The organism is Pedobacter steynii (genome assembly GCF_900103665.1).
Taxonomy (GTDB): Bacteria; Bacteroidota; Bacteroidia; order Sphingobacteriales; family Sphingobacteriaceae; genus Pedobacter; species Pedobacter steynii.
On sequence record NZ_FNGY01000003.1, the window covers coordinates 338,744 to 355,108 of the forward strand.

Below are 16,365 nucleotides of genomic sequence, written 5' to 3' on the forward strand. Positions count from 1 at the left end.
ATCATTAACTTTATTTTTCAACAAACACAATATTTAACAACAAATTAACATCAGCGGAATTTTTTGCGTATATTTTTGGCAATCTAAACCTATGCTCTTATGAAAAAACAATTACTATTGTTGTTATTTTTTGTTGTTCTTTATTTTCCCGCCCAGCTTCAGGCTCAAATTGCCAGCTGGGACTTCAGCGGACAGAATCAGCTCCCCACCTCCACAGCCAACACCTATGATCCAGGACTTACTGCTGCTCCCGTACTGACCAGAGGAGCCGGCGCACCCGCCAGTATGGCAGGAAACTCTTTCAGGACCACTGGCTTTAGAAACGATGGGATCAGTGTTGCAAACACAGATTATTACGAGGTAACCCTCGCTGTCTCCAGCGGAAAAACCATTTCCCTCTCCACCATCAACGCAATTTTCGCCGGGACTGGCGCCTATTACGCAAATTCAGGAGTAAGTGTTCAGTTTGCCTACAGCCTGGATGGCACCAATTTTACACTTATTGGCGCTCCGTCTACTGTTCTGGCAGCCAATGTGACCAATTCAACGACAAGCCCTTTTCCAACCATCAGCCTTTCGGGAGTTACTGCTTTGCAAAATGTAGCTTCAGGAACCACCATTACCTTGCGTTTTTATGCAAGCGGACAAACCGCAACTGGCGGCTGGGGCTTCAATTCCCCTGCTCCGGGAAGAATGGGTTTTGACATTGGCGGAAACGTTTCCAGTACCGGAGGAACTGACAATACTCCCCCTGTGAATGCCCTTAACTACCCAAAAACCAACAACATCAGTTCCAGCTCTATTGATCTTTTAACAAACATCAATGAACCCGGGACTACTTATTATGTATTGATCCCAGCTTCAGGAACCGCTCCAACCAACACCACACAAATAAAAAATGGCCAGGATGGCAATGGAATCGCCGCATTTAAATCAGGTAGCATTCCAAATACAGCGAATATCGAAGCCAGTACTACCATCAATGGCTTAAATCCAAGCACGGCTTACAAAATATTCAGCGTATCCGCGGATGCTGCGGCCATACCAAACCTTCAAACTACATTTTCTACCTTAAATGCGACAACCTTAAATCCGGATGTCACAGCGCCCGTTAATACCGCAGGCTACCCAAAAATGGGTACCATTGGCAATACGACACTGGAATTGATCAGCAACATCAATGAAGATGGAACAACGTATTATGTTTTAATTCCAGCTACAGGAACGGCACCAACGACCACTGCACAGATAAAAGCAGGCCTGGATGGCAATGGAATTGCCGCATTAAAGTCGGGCTTGATGGTCAATACAGCCAATACTGATGCCACACAAACCATCACCGGATTAGTTGCCAGTACAGCCTACAACATTTACCTCGTCGCGTCTGATGCAACCTCAAATACACAAACGGCCATCAGTATACTGAACGCGACCACCAAGAACCCACCGGCCCTAAACATTCCGGTAATCATCAGTCAGTATTACGAAGGTACTTCCACCAACAAATGGATTGAACTGAGTAACCTGAGCAATAGTCCGGTCAACACCGCCACTTTACAATTAAAACTTGCATTATATAACATTTCAGGAGATGCCGGCAACATTAACATTACGCCAAACCCATCCCAGACTGTGAACCTAAACGTGATCATTCCTGCTCAGGGAACAGTATTGATTGGCAATACAGGAAATGGTGCTGAGGTTTCTTACTTAACCCCGGCCAGTGCTGCACAAACCAGCAATCTGGTGATCAACTTCAATGGAAATGACGGCGTTACCCTGTTGGACAACGACAACAACATCATTGACGCTTTCGGACAAGGTATCAACGCGAAAGACATCTCTTATGTAAGAAATATATCCGTAACCGGACCAACGCCAACTTTCAATATCGACGACTGGACCCAATTGGCCATCCCCATCGTTCAGAATGCCATAGACGATGACGACCTGAACAGACTGGGCGTTCACCTGCCGCCCAACCTTCCTCCATGTGTGGCACCAGCTACCATTGCCGGTTCATTAATTTTTAGCAACATCAGCACCAACAGCATTACAGGCAGCTTTACCGCAGCTACAGATGCCAACGAATACCTGATCATCAGAAGCTTATCACCCAGCCTGACGGCCTTACCAGTAGACGGAACTGTTTACAATAAAGGGACTGCCATCGGTGGTGGCATTGTTGCCGCCCGCATTGTGGGCTCAACGTTCACAGATACCGGACTCCCAAACTCCACTAAATATTACTACTTCATTTTCTCTTTAAACAACATCTCCTGCACAGGGGGGCCGAAATACCTCAGCACAAACTCACTCAACGGATCTGAAATTACAAAAACACCTGCGCCCTGTGCCATTCCGGCAAGTCAGCCTACCGCTTTTACCGTAACTTCATCGAATTACAACTTTATCCAGGGGAGCTACACGCCTGCCAATAATGCGGATGAGTACCTGGTGGTGATGAGCACCAACAATACACTTACTGCCAGCCCTGTCAACCAAACGGTTTACACCGTTGGAGACGCTTTAGGAGGTGGCACAGTAATTAAAAGAGGAACAGGAAACAGCTTCATCAGAAACGGGCTCGCTCAAAACACAACTTACTATTTTTATATTTTCGCCCTCAACAGCAGTTGTAGTGGTGGTCCGTTATACCTGAGCAGCAGCCCACTTACAGGAAGTCATAAAACAGGCATTTTAGACCCTAACAGCCTTAATTTCTATTACGGAAACCTGCACAGTCATAGCAGTTATTCAGACGGGAATAAAGACGATAAGACTAAAAAACCCGAAGATGATTATGAATTTGCGAAGAATTCCATGAAAATGGACTTTCTCGGCCTTTCCGAGCATAACCATACCGGAGCAGGAATGTCGCTTGCCAACTGGCAGCCAGGCATGGATGCCGCTAAAAAAGCAACTACTTCCACTTTCCTCGCCCTTCACGGCATGGAATGGGGTGTCATCAGCGGTGGTGGTCACGTGATCGTTTACGGAATAGATTCGCTAATCGGATGGGAAACCGGAGAACACCAGATCTATGTTCCTAAAAGTGTATACACGGGCCCGACAGGATTATTCAGGGCCATCAACCGCCATGGATTGAATGCCATTGCTACCCTTGCGCATCCAAGTACAGCAGATTACAACAACTTATTGGCCACTTATGATTTAAGTGCAGACAGTGCCATTGTAGGAACAGCGCTTGAAAGCGGCCCTGCCTTCTCTACCAACCTGACCTATTCAGATCCGGCCAGCTCGATGAGTTACCTCGGGTATTACAACCGCATGCTGGCCAAAGGATACCGTCTTGGTGCCAGCATTGACCACGACAATCACAATTTAACCTTTGGACGACATACCCGTGCCAGATTGGTGGTCCTCGCCCCTGCACTCACAGAAAACGATCTCCTGGATGCCATTAAGAAAATGCGTTTTTATGCTTCTCAGGATTCGGCAGCAAAGGTAACCTTCACTTTAAATAAAATGCCGCTGGGCAGTACCTTTACCGGTGTCGCCGGACCAGTAATCTCAGTCAGCACCGCAACCACCAATCCCGTAACGAGCATCAAACTGATGTATGGAACGCCGGGAAGTGGCGTTAACCCCACCCAACTCAGTAACAGTAGCTCGGGAGTACTAAATTATACCCATAGTGATTTGACGAATTTAGCCACAGGTTATTATTATGCTGACATTCTGGAAACTGACGGAAGCAGGATCATCACCTCTCCAATCTGGTATACCCGCGACGACAGCTTTATTCCGAAAACCCAAACCATCACTTTCAATCCGACCAGAACCGCCACTTATGGAGATCCTGACATGGAAATTGGTGCCAGCAGCGACAATACGGACATCAACCTGACCTATACTACTTCTGATGCAAATGTTGCCACGATCACAGACCATAAAATCCGTATCGTCAATGCCGGGGTAACTACGATTACAGCGAACCAGGAAGGCAATGCACTCTACAGTCCGGCGACACCAAAACAACAGATTTTAACTGTTGCACAACTACCAATGGTGGTTACTGCCGAAAACAAACAGAAACTAGCCGGAGCAGCAGATCCGGTATTTACCTATACTTCATCAACAGCACCGATAAAAACAGATGTATTTTCAGGTCAGCTGAGCAGGAATACCGGAGAAGCTGCAGGGACCTACCAGATTACCCAGGGCAATCTCGCGCTGAGCCCTAATTATTCCATTGATTACAAACCTGCAACTTTAACGATCCATGCAAAAGCATCCGGAACCATCAGTGGCAATACCACCGTGGCCATAGGCAGCCCGGCACCGATGATCATCTTTACCGCGACAGCTGGTGTCCCTCCTTTTACCTTCAGTTATCAGATCAACGGAGGCGAAACACAAAGCCTGAACAGCTCAGGAAATACGGCAATGCTGGAAGTTCCGACCCAAACACCGGGCAGCTTTACCTATACGCTGACCAATGTGCGTGATGCCAATAGCAGTCAGCCGCAAACAGGATCTGCAACAGTTGTCGTAAAACCATTGCCGGTAGCTACAATATCAGGTTCCGCGGCAGTATGTGTCAATGGTACTCCGCCGGCAGTCACCTTCAATGGCACAACAGGAACCGCTCCATTCACCTTTTTATATTCGATAAATGGAGGCAATACTATCCGTCTGATCAGCAATACGAATGTTGCCAGCACAACTGCGCCCTCAAACAATTCAGGTTTGTTTACCTATAAGTTAGTCAGCGTTACAGATGCTTACGGTACACAGGCACAAACAGGAACCGCAACCATTACGATCAACGCTTTGCCGGTAATACAGATCTTAAGCAGCAAAGGAGGCAATATCTCTAAAGGAGATGTGATCCAGTTAACAGCCACAGGGGGAACGCAATACAGCTGGACGGGCAATGAAGTGTTAAGCGGACAAAATAGCGCCACGGTATCTATAAGGCCAAAACAAAGCGGCAATTATAAAGTGACCGTAACCAATGCCAGTGGTTGCAGTTCAGAACAAAGCATTTCGATCAGTGTGGCCGATGATTACAAACTGGAAGCAGGAACCCTCATTACGCCGAACGGAGATGGTATTAATGACAGGTTCGTGATTAAAAACATTGATTATTATCCTAAAAATACGCTGAGAATCTTTGACCAGAGCGGGCGGGTATTGTTTCAGCGACAATCCTATGCCAACGACTGGGACGGTACTGTAAATGGCAGTCCACTTCTGGAAGGCACTTATTACTACATTCTGGATATGGGCGCCGGACTAGGTAATTTCAAAGGGTATATCAATATTATCAGAGATTAATTTATAGAGACATGAAATCAATCAATCCACATATAAAACACATCAGCCTTAGTTTACTGTTATTTACATCGGTATTTATGCAGGAATTAAAGGCACAGATCCTTCCTCTGAATGCACAGTATTTTCATAACAAATACCTGGTCAATCCGGCAATGGCAGGAGCAGGCAGCGGTTTAAATATTAACGGAAGCTTTCGCAAACAATGGTCAAACATTCCAGGCGCTCCGCTTAGTCAGGGGATTACCCTCGATCAGCAATTGGGTAAAGTCGGTCTTGGTGTAAATGTATGTAATGAAAAGGCAGGCGGAATACAACATACCAAAGCAGTAGCGACTTTTGCCTACCACCTTCCCCTCAATGCAGATGACAAAGGGTTAAGCTTTGGCCTCTCTTTCGGCGCGAGCAAGGACCGTTTTGACCTGAGCAGCTTAAAAAACAGCGACATCAATGACCCTTCGATTGCCAGGTTTAACGACAGAGGTTATCTCGTAGATGGTGATTTTGGAGTTGCCTATACCTCCAAAGGATTAAACATTGAAGGCTCCATCCCGAATCTGCGTTCTGCATTTAAAAAAGAAGATTTAAATTATGCAGATAAGCCTACATTTTACTCCGCAATAAGTTACAAATTCAACCTGGGCAGCGATGTGGATGCAGTCAGACTTGAGCCTAAAGGGGTATTCAGAGGAATCAAGAATTATGATAACCTATGGGATGCCGGGGTTAATGCCAGCTTTGCCAACGACAAGCTGTACCTGATGGGCATGTACCACAGCACGGAAAATGTAACGGTTGGCCTGGGCATAAATTACAAGTCGAGCTTATATATAATGGCTTATTACAATACGGCAACCTCTGCCATTACCGGTTATACCGATGGCGACTTTGAGGTCAACCTTAAATTCAATATCGGCAAAAAGTAGCCGGATATTAAGAAAAAAAGCCTTTTTAACAGCTGAAAAGCCGGATGTTAGCTATTTAACATCCGGCTTTCTTTTTCATCTCGTTTTCTCCGGGACAAATTCCGTTTCATCGGAAAAAGCTTCAATAGGTTTTGTTTACTCCCACAATTCACCTCTGTATTAATTTATTACTCAACGAATTAATCATTATGCCAAATACATTAAAAATAATTATTTACAATTTCCTGTAGCGTTTTCTCCCCCTGTCGCGTTTTAGTAAAAGCACGCTAGATTAAGATTCCGGGGGCAGGTTTCAGGCCCTGTCTCCGAGTCTTTATTATCAGAGATTTTCTAATTCGTTATATTTACAAAAAAACAATTAGAATATGTTAGCTCACCACGTTTTATTCTGGCTAAAAGCCGATACCACCGAAGATCAGAAAACCGCTTTCAGAAAAGGTGTTGAATCATTAGAAAAAATCGAATCTGTAAAGACTTTTTATGTAGGCGTCCCTGCTCCCATTGAGCGCGCCGTAGTGGATACCTCTTATACTTTTTCTTTGATCATTATTTTTGAAGATCTTGCCGGACATGACGTTTATCAAACGCATCCTTTACACCTTGCTTTCTTAGATGAATTCCGTGGTCTTTTTGAAAAGGTCACCATTTATGACGCATTATAATTAACCACAAACCGGAGAAAACGACCGCCTCAGTGCTTACATTTTCTCCGGAATTCAAAAAACAGATATGAGCGCATTTCAGGAACTTATTCAATCAGAAACCCCGGTACTCGTAGATTTTTATGCCGACTGGTGTGGACCATGTAAATCGATGAACCCTGTGATTCAGGAGGTCGCCAGAATTACGGAGGGAAGGGCAAGGGTGATCAAAATCAATATCGATAAAAATCAGGCTGCTGCAGCGAAATACAATGTCAAAGCCGTGCCAACCTTCCTCCTTTTTAAAAAGGGAGAAATCATCTGGCGCCATTCAGGAATGATAGACCAGATGAGCCTGCTAAAACAACTGTCTATTTAACTTCAACAGCAATCATATTGCTGTTTCTTCCACCACTGAAAGGTTCTGTTCTTAAGGAAAAGATGAGTTTATATTTTCCGGCGGATGAAGGGGCGATAAACTTGGCAGGCAGTTCCACAGATTGCTTTGCAGGAATCCGGATGTGCTCCAGATCAGCAATGACCTGCTTAAATTCGGCCAGGTCTTCTCCATTCCTGAAACTGTATTCGAGAAAACATTTCCATTTTTCGCCGCTATTGCCCAGAGAGATTTCCTCATCATATGGATTTGTAATTTTCAGTTTCAAGGAAATCTCTGTTCCTTTTTTTAAAGTTGCAAGCTTTTCTACCGGGTTAACCGCAACTTTTTGATACATCCTTACCGACGCTATCCAACGGCCATAATACGGCCCTTTTGAAGTGGAAATGGTATCTTGCTTCATTCCTTCCCCATGACTGGATGGTAAAACATAATAGGCCTTTTTGTTTCTGAGGCTATCTTCCAGCGACCAGATGTCATATTGATTCTTCCGGTAATACCGTGAATCGTAGCCGAAACCTTTGATGCTCCGATTGTAATAATTATATCGCGAAGGGACTTGAAAAGAATCCGTAAAGATGACCGGGGCATCTCCTGCCTTTTCATGAATCTGCTTTGCCCAAACCTGATTACCAAAGTAATAAGCAACCACTTTAATTTTCATTAAAGAACCGACCGGAATGATGAGGATTAACCTGGTCAAAATGATCAGGACTATATTGACGATGGCCAGCTTCTCCAACCATTTCGGAGTTTCCTTCTTTGCCATAAAAAGATAGGCAAGGATAAATAAACAAAGCATTCCCGGCAAAGTCCAGTGTGCCTCTACCCTTCCTTTGAGCGTACTAAAAAGAAAGAAAATGAAAATGCCATAAAAGTTAACTTTGATCGCCCTGATGAATGCGTCTTCCGTTTTCAATCTCACAGCCGCCTGATACAGAAACCAGCCTACAAGCGGTCCGGCAAGTGCCAGCTGAGCGAGCAGATATTCTGTTGTAAACTTCGATTTATAGAAAGCTGCGGAACGGTCAATGACATGGTAATAAAATGAAGGATAATTATTTTGCACCTGCCACCAGATGTGGGGAAGAAAAGCAAGAACAGCAATGCCAACAATCAGCCAGAAAGAAGGCCGTTTTAACAACTTTAGGTTAGAAAGGATCGTAAAAAATAAAACCAGGATTCCATGGTATTTGCTATACAATAAACAAGCAATCACCAATGCCAGAAGAAAAGCCCATTTAAGCTGATCAGATGCCACATATTTCTGGTAGATATAAAAAAACAGTACTGTAAAAAAGAACAATGGCGAGTCGGGGGTCGTAATAAAACCATACACATGAAAAAGAACCACCGACGCAAATAAAAGGATAAAGAGCTTTATATTTTCGGCATAAGGCTTTACGATCTTCCAAAGCAGGAAAACAGAAAGTGTACTGGTGATGACTGTAAACAACCTCAATCCCAGTGTCCCCGGTAATAAAGCATCTCCGATTTTGATAAATAGCGCCACCATTGGCGGATGATCAAAGTATCCCCAGTCTAAAAAACGGGAGTACACCCAATAATAAGCCTCATCGGCATGCACCTCTACAAAGGTTGCCTGAATAATATTCAAAAGGGTCCATACCCCTAAAAAAATAAGCAATATCTGTTCAGCACTCTTTTTCGTTTGCAGCATTTAAAGATCAGGTTTTAACTGGAGAAGGTATACAGGTAATTGGCAAAGAAGTTCCACAAAGAAATGATCACAATGGCACAGGCCTTCGCTACATAGAAATTCCATTTCAACTTATCGTTGAGCAGGTAAATCAGGGTATTGCTTAAGAATAATCCCACCAGAGAGATGACAAAGAATTTGCCAAACTGGGTAATACTCGCCGCATCGTGATTGTTAAAAGTCCAGTAACGGTTTAAGGTATAATTTGTCGTGGTGGCCACAATAAAGCCCAATGAACTGGAAATGTATTTATGAATTTTCAACTTCTCTTTGCAGAGATAAGTAACTCCAAAATCTACGATCAGCCCTGAAAAACCTACGACACCGAATTTCAAAAACTTAAAAAGAAAAGTGTTATTTAATTCAATTGCAGCAAGGGTCATCATAGAAAAAGATACTTTCCCGCAAAAGTACATATAAATTTCAATTCCCTTCCTCAAAACCATCCATCGAAGCTCGAGAAATACCTCTCCCTGTAATTTACGCTTCCTTATTAAACGTGAGTATTAATTATTTAATAACGATAATAAAAACTAAGACAACTGTATAGAATAAGCTATAGAAACAGACAAGTCTCTCTATGGAGACAAGTGTAACATCTTTTTAACAATTCATATTCACCTGGCAAATATCATATTTTAAATACATTTAAATCAATATTTTACGAAAATAAAATTAAAACACACGCAAACTACAGATCTGAAAATCCTGTCTCAGGATCAAGTTTTCGCAGTTATTGGCACAACATTTGTTTTTCGGCATTTTAAAATATATAACCAATAACTATTTAAAAAATCTATGAACAGAATTACAAAAATCCTATCACTATCATTAATTTTAAGCTTAACCCTATTATTTGCGTGTAAAAAAGACAAGAAAGATGCACCTTCAAACAACATGCATAAAGTAGTATTCAAAGCCATTGGTTCTACAGGCACAAAAATCAGCAACGCTGTTTACACAGACGGTTCTGGCAAAGCCGAAACCTTTACAAGTCTAAATACGCAAAACTGGACAAGTAATGAATATACCATTTCTTCCTCGGCCCATGCCGTAAGTTTTGGTGTATCCGGAACCGGTGTTGATGCTAATTCTACACTTGTAGTTGAAATATGGATAGATGGCGTTAAAGCAGCCGATGGAAAGTCTACCGGAACGATTCTTAGCCCAAGCGCTACTATTGCATTAAAATAATTTTTCATGCAGGGTATCCATAACATCAGGATACCCTGTGTTTAAGAAAGCAAATCAAATTTAACCAGGCTTCCCGGGGAGGTGTTCCATTTTGTTTTTTAGTACCTCATACTCCGTTTCCAGGTTCCGGAATGCTTTGCTATTGACGGGATTCCCCCGGGATACCTGTTGAAGCAAATCAGATGCAGATTAAGAGCGTCCTGAAGCAGGAGTGGTACTGATAAAAGCAAATGGCCGGATACCTGATTTGCTTTGTAAATCAGGTATCCGGCCATTTTACTATTTTTTCTTATTTATCCCACCATACCCTGGTGGTATAAGTATCCGGCCCTTGTTGTGCAATGGCCTGTTTAACATGTTCTCCGTTGGTGCTGTATTCATTTCTGGGGAAAGTGAACCTTCTCGGGATCGTTCCGCCAGTTACATTTCCAGGATAGTTAACCGGGATTAGCTGAGGGATACCTGTTCTTCTCCAGTTGGCATAACTTTCCCAACCGTTTAAAAAGGTAACCACCCAGTATTGCTCATTGATAGATTTCAGTTGCAAATCCAGACTTCCTCCCGTCGGGAACGGGTTTCCTGTGGTCAGATAATCACTGGTTGCCGTTGTAGAAATGGTTTTACCATACAGTTTTTGCTGATCCATAGACGCTTCAACCGCAGCGCGGTAATGTGTTGCCGCCTGGTCCGTTGTCCATCCCCTTGCTGCAGCCTCGGCCAGCATGAGTTCAGTTTCCGCATAAGTGATAAAAAAAGTAGGCGCCGTTAGCGGCAGAATGGTCTTCACATTGAAGATCGAATAAGTACTCAGGTCTCCTCCACCCGGAGTTGCAGAAATGGTACTTGCATTGTAACCATTTGGCAATCCTTTTTGTAGCGCAGGATCGCTGTTTCCGTCAGGCAGAGAACTGTAAACCTCTAGCCGCGGATCATTTGTTGCTTTCAGGTAATCCATAAATGTTTTCCCCATCTTAATGTCTCCGGCCCTGATGAGGTCGAACTTTTGAAAATCAAAAGCAATCGGGTTAGCCAGCTCCTGCTGAGGACCGGTATGTCTCATGTAACAGATATCGGCATTGTTTTGCATTACACCACCCTGAATTGCTTTTAACGCCCATTGTTTCGCCATTGCCGGATCAACCTTGATCAGACGCAATGCCAAACGCAGCATTAGGGAATTCCCCAGACGTTTCCATTGTTCTGTTTTCCCCTGATAGATGATATCTGCAGCACCAAAAGTGGTTTTCGCAGGATCAAGTGCTTTTGTGGCCTGTTCCAGTTCCTTCAGCATATCCGCATAGATGTCCGACTGCTTATCGTAGGCCGGCTTATAAATCTGCTGCAGAAATCCTTGTCCCGCTTGTGAATAAGGAACATCGCCATAAGCATCTGTCAGCCGGTGCATCTGCATCACTTTCCAGATTCTTGCAGCGGCATAAAGGTTTACTTTTTCAGGAGCCTGCTTTAACATATCGATCAGCATAGCCATGTTGATGGCAGGAACGGCATACTCTTCATTGAATAAAAGAGCGGCACTCTCCGACTGCAGGTATTTATCACCTTCCAGATCGTCGATTTTTGTGGTTGCTGTCTGCTGAACCATCATCATTCCGAAACCGACATTGCTTCTTCTGGCAACAGAAGTTCCGGCCTGGCGCAACTCCAAAGCAGTAAACAACGGTCCCGGTTCTACTTTTGTGGGTTGATTTGGATTGATGTTCATCTCTTCCAGATCTTTGGTACAAGAAGTACCCAGCAATACCCATAATGCTGCTATATATAAAGTTTTCTGCTTCATCGTCTTGATTTTTAAAACTTACAATTCAGGTTTAAGCCAAAGGAACGTGTTGCCGGTACAGAAAGCATTTCGATACCTTGTACATTTCCGGTAAGGAAGGTCGATTCCGGATCCACCAATGGCACTTTTTTATAAAGGGTAAACAGGTTTCTGGCCACAAATGAAAGACTGATATCGCTCATTTTGATTTTGTTTACCCAGGTTTTCGGCAGATTGACCCCCAGCACAACCTGTCGTAATTTGACAAAACTGGCATCGTATACAAATTCTTCCGCAATGTGATTGGCCACCCAGCTGTAATATTCCTGAGCAGGAACATTGACTGTGTTCGGTTGCCCCTGTTCATTAACACCGGCACCAACAACACCTTCCTCACGACCAGGCAAGGTTTCCTTACTCAAACCAGCCAGATAAGCCAGATTATTTGTTCCTGAGGAGATTTTTCCTCCTAATTTCGCATCCAGCAAAATGCTGAGGTTAAAGTTTTTATACCTGAAATTGTTATTGTAACCCAATGTATATGGAGAAACACTATTTCCAATATTTCTCAACTCCCCTTCCACAGGAAGACCTTTTGCGTTAAAGACAATCTTTCCGCTGCCATCGCGCTTATAGCCAGAGCCCTGAATAATGCCAAAAGGCTTTCCTACTTCTGCTCTGATGAATACAGGGGTACCTCCATCTCCATATAATCCGGGACGGCTCTGCTGTATCGTCATTGACTGCTGTCCATCGGCTAAAGAAATGATGTTGTTCTTGTTATAGCCCATATTGAAAGACATGTCCCAGCTCATCGAGTTTTGCTTAAAGACGGTACCGGAAATCATCATTTCCAATCCTTTATTGACCATTTCTCCGCTGTTCAAACGTACATTGCTGAAACCCGAACCAATGGAAATCTGGCTGCTCAGAATGTCATTTACCGTTTTCCGGTTATACCAGGTCAGTTCCAGACCGATGCGGTCGTTGAACAATCTGGTATCTAATCCCAATTCATAAGATTTAGAGGTTGCTGGTTTTAAACGCGTATTCGGAATCGTTCCTTCATTCACATAAGCTAAAGACTGTCCCAGGTGCTGCTGACCGAAGTAATAAGTGAGCGATTGTGCATAGGCAGAAATATCCGAATCACTTCCGGTTTTCGACCAGGCGGTACGCAATTTCGCAAAGCTGATCCAGGATGGCATCGTTATGGCTTGTGAGGCGACAAAACTCAAACTTGCGGAAGGATAAAAGATGCTGTTAGAGGCTCTGCTCAAGGTAGAGAACCAATCGTTACGTCCCGTAAAAGTGGCGTACAAATATCCTTTGTAACCCAATTCTGCAGAAGCAAAAAGAGAGTTGAATTGTTTTTTGTACAGGTTATAGCTTCTTCCCTGCGTAACGGTATTGTTCACAGAATAAAAGAAAGGAACGATAAACTGGCTTCCCGAAACATTTAAATTTGACTCCTTGCTCTTCATGATATTCCCACCTACAAAGGCATCAACAGAAAAATCACTCGCAATATTTTTCTTGAAGCCCAGCATCAACTGAGAATTGAACTCCCCCACATAACGTTGATTTTCGCTCATACTTCCATTGGCAATCGCGCTTCCCTCCGGGGTTACATTTTCCGAAAGACGGTAAGCGAAATCTGTTCCCGCCAGCAAACGTGCATAGAGATATGAAGTGAAATCATATTTTAAATCTGCAGAAGCGATGATGCGGTCTTTTCTATCCCTGTTTTGCATATCATAAGCAATAAAGTAAGGATTCGCCAGGTAGATATTTGAGGAGACGAGGTATTCATTCCCATTTTCATCTACTCTTTTACTCAGGTTTCTGACATCATAATTGGTAGGGAGCAATTGAACGCCTACATTGGGGTTCCAGGAAAAGTCGCCCGAACTTGGCCTGTTTTCTACGCGCTCTCTGATGTACTGAATGCTCATTTGTGCCGTCAGCTTATCTGTTGCTTTCAGGTTTCCATTCAAAGAAAAATTATTCCTTTTCAAACTGGAATTGGGCATCAGGTCGTGGTTATTCAGATCTGACGCAGAAAAGCGAAGTGTTGCTTTTTCCGATCCACCATATAGGGAAATCGTATTGGCAAAGGTATTCCCGTCATTATAAAAATTGCGGCTGTTGTTCTTCACCGCGCTGTACGGACGAAGAACGCCATCAAACTGCATCACCGGCGAGCCGTCCAGTTTTGCACCCCAGTTGGAAGTTCCTGCCTGAAGGGCAGCAGCCTTATCTTTCGGGGCCATCCCGTTTGTTCCCTGTCCGTACACATATTGAAAATCTTTTTCATTGTTAAAAATAGGCTGGTCCAGTGTGTAAGAACCATTATACTCCACTCCTATTCCTTTTTGGGCTTTTCCGGATTTGGTGGTAATGAGAATCGCACCATTGGAAGCTCTCGCTCCATAAAGTGCCGCCGCCGGTCCGCCTTTCAAGACACTCATACTTTCAATATCGTCCGGATTGATGCTGGAAATACCATCTCCACCATCTCCACCGCCATAAAACACCGAGCTCTGACCGAAATTGGTGTTGACCAACGGGATTCCGTCAATCACATATAAAGGTTGGTTATTTCCGGAGATGGAGCCATTTCCACGAATCACCACCCTGCTGGAGCCCATAGATCCTGAAGCAGGTTTGGTCACGTTGACACCCGCAACCCTTCCCACCAGGGAATTGGCAACATTCGTTTCTCTCGCCTTGGTAAACTCCTCGCCCTTCACTTCCGTTACGGCATAACCCAGGGCCTTTTTTTCTCTTTTGATCCCCAGAGAGGTGACCACGACTTCTTTCAATGCCACATCGTCCTCTGCTAAAGAGACATTAATTTCTTTTCTGCCATTTACAGCGACCTGCATTTCTTTGAAGCCTATAAAACGGAAGATCAGGACGGCATCTGAAGGCGCGTCCAGGTTGAATTTACCCTCCTGATTGGAGGTCGTTCCTTTCCCTTGCTGATTTTTGACCAGGACGGATACCCCTGGCAATTTGTTTCCCTGAGCATCGGTAACGGTTCCCGTTATCCGGGTGTCCTGGACCTGCAGACGCATTTCCAGACTGCTTTTACTCCTGGCAAAGGTAGGATCAAACAGCAATAAGAGGAGGAACAGCTGAATAGCGCTGATCCTCAACATCGTAAATAAAGTTTTCATATTTGGTTATATTTTGGTGGTTCAATTTTTTCAATGGCCAATCGCCATTTGAGGGATGTTTTCTGGGTTGGTTCTGTTTCTTATCCCATAGGCAACTTGTCTTTTTTGTTCTGATCAATCAATTGATATATCCGTTGTACCGTGGCCGCCGACCTCCATTCATCCTCAGGAGTATGGAGTACGTAATCCAGTAACTGGTCTATTGTACTTGTAGCTACATGAATGCGGGAATCTGAAGAAGCATAATAGATAAAGACCTTTCCGTCCTCATCACTGATCCAGCCATTACTGAACACTACATTAGAGACATCGCCCACTCTTTCTGCCCCTTCAGGCGCAAGAAAGTATCCTGCAGGCTTATGAATCACCCGGCTGAGCTCTTTTAAATCGGTCATAAATACATAGAGGACATAGCGCAGGCCCGCTGCAGTATTCCTTACACCATGTGCCAGGTGTAACCAGCCATATTTCGTTTTTATCGGTGCCGGCCCTTGTCCGTTTTTAGCTTCGTAAACCGTATGGTATTGTTTTCTATCAACGATTACCTCTTCCGGAACCATTGCATTTTCCATAGATTCAGAAAGGCCGAAAGCAATCCCGCCTCCTTTTCCCGCCTCAATAAAAGAATCCTGTGGGCGGGTATAAAAGGCATATTTTCCCTCCACAAATTCCGGATGAAGGACCACGTTCCGCTGCTGTAATGAGGTTGTTTTCAGGTCGGCGAGCCTTTCCCAGGTAATCAGGTCTTTGGTCCTTACAATGCCACATTGTGCCAATGCTGCTGTCTGATCTCCTTCCGGGGCATCAGGATCTCTTCTTTCCGTGCAAAACAGCCCATAGATCCATCCATCCTCATGTGTTGTGATCCGCATATCGTAGATGTTCGTATCCGGAATTTCCGTCTCAGGAATGATCACCGGGCATTCGCGGAACTTAAACTGATCGATTCCGTTGGTACTTTCCGCAATGGCGAAAAAGGACTTTCTATCGTTTCCTTCCACCCTTGCGATGAGCAGGTATTTGTTGTTCCATTTGATTGCTCCCGGATTAAATACCGCATTGATCCCAATGCGCTCCATCAGGAAGGGGTTACTGTCCCTGTTCAGGTGATAGCGCCAGTATAAGGGGGTATGTGCAGCGGTTAATACCGGATATTTGTATCGGCTAAAAATGCCATTTCCTAAGCTTTCTGCTTCGTTTTCGCGCATAATCAGAGATTGATGGGCA

10 protein-coding genes are annotated in these 16,365 nt (G+C 44.1%); 5 read left to right on the forward strand and 5 right to left on the reverse strand.

Going from position 1 to position 16,365, the window contains the following annotated elements; genetic code table 11:
* Positions 1–99: 99 nt before the first annotated feature.
* The 4 genes from BLQ87_RS09740 to trxA all read left to right on the forward strand — a co-directional run bounded on the left by BLQ87_RS09740 (position 100) and on the right by trxA (position 7,247).
* Positions 100–5,304, forward strand: coding sequence for a CehA/McbA family metallohydrolase (locus BLQ87_RS09740; RefSeq protein WP_074605964.1), 5,205 nt, complete (start codon positions 100–102; stop codon positions 5,302–5,304).
* Between the two features lie 11 nt (positions 5,305–5,315).
* Positions 5,316–6,227 carry a PorP/SprF family type IX secretion system membrane protein gene (locus tag BLQ87_RS09745; protein ID WP_074605965.1) on the forward strand — a complete coding sequence of 304 codons (912 nt, stop codon included), beginning with the start codon at positions 5,316–5,318 and terminating at the stop codon, positions 6,225–6,227.
* A 365-nt stretch (positions 6,228–6,592) separates the two neighbouring features.
* The gene (locus BLQ87_RS09750; protein WP_074605966.1) at positions 6,593–6,889 is read left to right on the forward strand and encodes a Dabb family protein; all 297 of its coding nucleotides are present in this window, start codon (positions 6,593–6,595) and stop codon (positions 6,887–6,889) included.
* 67 nt (positions 6,890–6,956) lie between these two features.
* Positions 6,957–7,247, forward strand: coding sequence for a thioredoxin (gene trxA / locus BLQ87_RS09755; protein WP_074605967.1), 291 nt, complete (start codon positions 6,957–6,959; stop codon positions 7,245–7,247).
* Here the strand turns inward: trxA and BLQ87_RS09760 are convergent.
* Positions 7,240–8,946, reverse strand: coding sequence for an ArnT family glycosyltransferase (locus BLQ87_RS09760; RefSeq protein WP_074605968.1), 1,707 nt, complete (start codon positions 8,944–8,946; stop codon positions 7,240–7,242). The genes trxA and BLQ87_RS09760 overlap by 8 nt on opposite strands.
* Positions 8,947–8,960: 14 nt before the next feature.
* Positions 8,961–9,371, reverse strand: a complete 411-nt coding sequence (locus tag BLQ87_RS09765; protein WP_074605969.1) for a GtrA family protein — start codon at positions 9,369–9,371, stop codon at positions 8,961–8,963.
* A gap of 511 nt (positions 9,372–9,882) precedes the next feature.
* Here BLQ87_RS09765 and BLQ87_RS09770 point away from each other — a divergent pair.
* Complete coding sequence (locus tag BLQ87_RS09770; protein WP_143010398.1) at positions 9,883–10,179, forward strand: hypothetical protein; 297 nt, start codon at positions 9,883–9,885, stop codon at positions 10,177–10,179.
* 289 nt (positions 10,180–10,468) lie between these two features.
* On the opposite strand, the gene BLQ87_RS09775 is transcribed toward BLQ87_RS09770, so the two are convergent.
* From BLQ87_RS09775 to BLQ87_RS09785, 3 genes are all read right to left on the reverse strand, one after another.
* Positions 10,469–11,977 (reverse strand): SusD/RagB family nutrient-binding outer membrane lipoprotein, encoded by a 1,509-nt coding sequence (locus BLQ87_RS09775; RefSeq protein ID WP_074605971.1) that lies wholly within the window; start codon positions 11,975–11,977, stop codon positions 10,469–10,471.
* An 11-nt stretch (positions 11,978–11,988) separates the two neighbouring features.
* The gene (locus BLQ87_RS09780) at positions 11,989–15,138 is read right to left on the reverse strand and encodes a SusC/RagA family TonB-linked outer membrane protein (RefSeq protein WP_083361780.1); all 3,150 of its coding nucleotides are present in this window, start codon (positions 15,136–15,138) and stop codon (positions 11,989–11,991) included.
* Positions 15,139–15,218: 80 nt separating this feature from the next.
* Complete coding sequence (locus BLQ87_RS09785) at positions 15,219–16,346, reverse strand: glycoside hydrolase family 130 protein (protein ID WP_317048269.1); 1,128 nt, start codon at positions 16,344–16,346, stop codon at positions 15,219–15,221.
* Between the last annotated feature and the right edge of the window lie 19 nt (positions 16,347–16,365).

Excerpts from the sequence above, each read along its gene's own strand:
- BLQ87_RS09750 (WP_074605966.1), top strand. The coding sequence starts at position 6,593 with ATGTTAGCTCACCACGTTTTATTCTGGCTAAAAGCCGATACCACCGAA.
- BLQ87_RS09740 (WP_074605964.1), top strand. The coding sequence starts at position 100 with ATGAAAAAACAATTACTATTGTTGTTATTTTTTGTTGTTCTTTATTTT.
- BLQ87_RS09775 (WP_074605971.1), bottom strand. The coding sequence starts at position 11,977 with ATGAAGCAGAAAACTTTATATATAGCAGCATTATGGGTATTGCTGGGT.
- trxA (WP_074605967.1), top strand. The coding sequence starts at position 6,957 with ATGAGCGCATTTCAGGAACTTATTCAATCAGAAACCCCGGTACTCGTA.
- BLQ87_RS09760 (WP_074605968.1), bottom strand. The coding sequence starts at position 8,946 with ATGCTGCAAACGAAAAAGAGTGCTGAACAGATATTGCTTATTTTTTTA.
- BLQ87_RS09765 (WP_074605969.1), bottom strand. The coding sequence starts at position 9,371 with ATGATGACCCTTGCTGCAATTGAATTAAATAACACTTTTCTTTTTAAG.
- BLQ87_RS09770 (WP_143010398.1), top strand. The coding sequence starts at position 9,883 with ATGCATAAAGTAGTATTCAAAGCCATTGGTTCTACAGGCACAAAAATC.
- BLQ87_RS09745 (WP_074605965.1), top strand. The coding sequence starts at position 5,316 with ATGAAATCAATCAATCCACATATAAAACACATCAGCCTTAGTTTACTG.
- BLQ87_RS09780 (WP_083361780.1), bottom strand. The coding sequence starts at position 15,138 with ATGAAAACTTTATTTACGATGTTGAGGATCAGCGCTATTCAGCTGTTC.
- BLQ87_RS09785 (WP_317048269.1), bottom strand. The coding sequence starts at position 16,346 with ATGCGCGAAAACGAAGCAGAAAGCTTAGGAAATGGCATTTTTAGCCGA.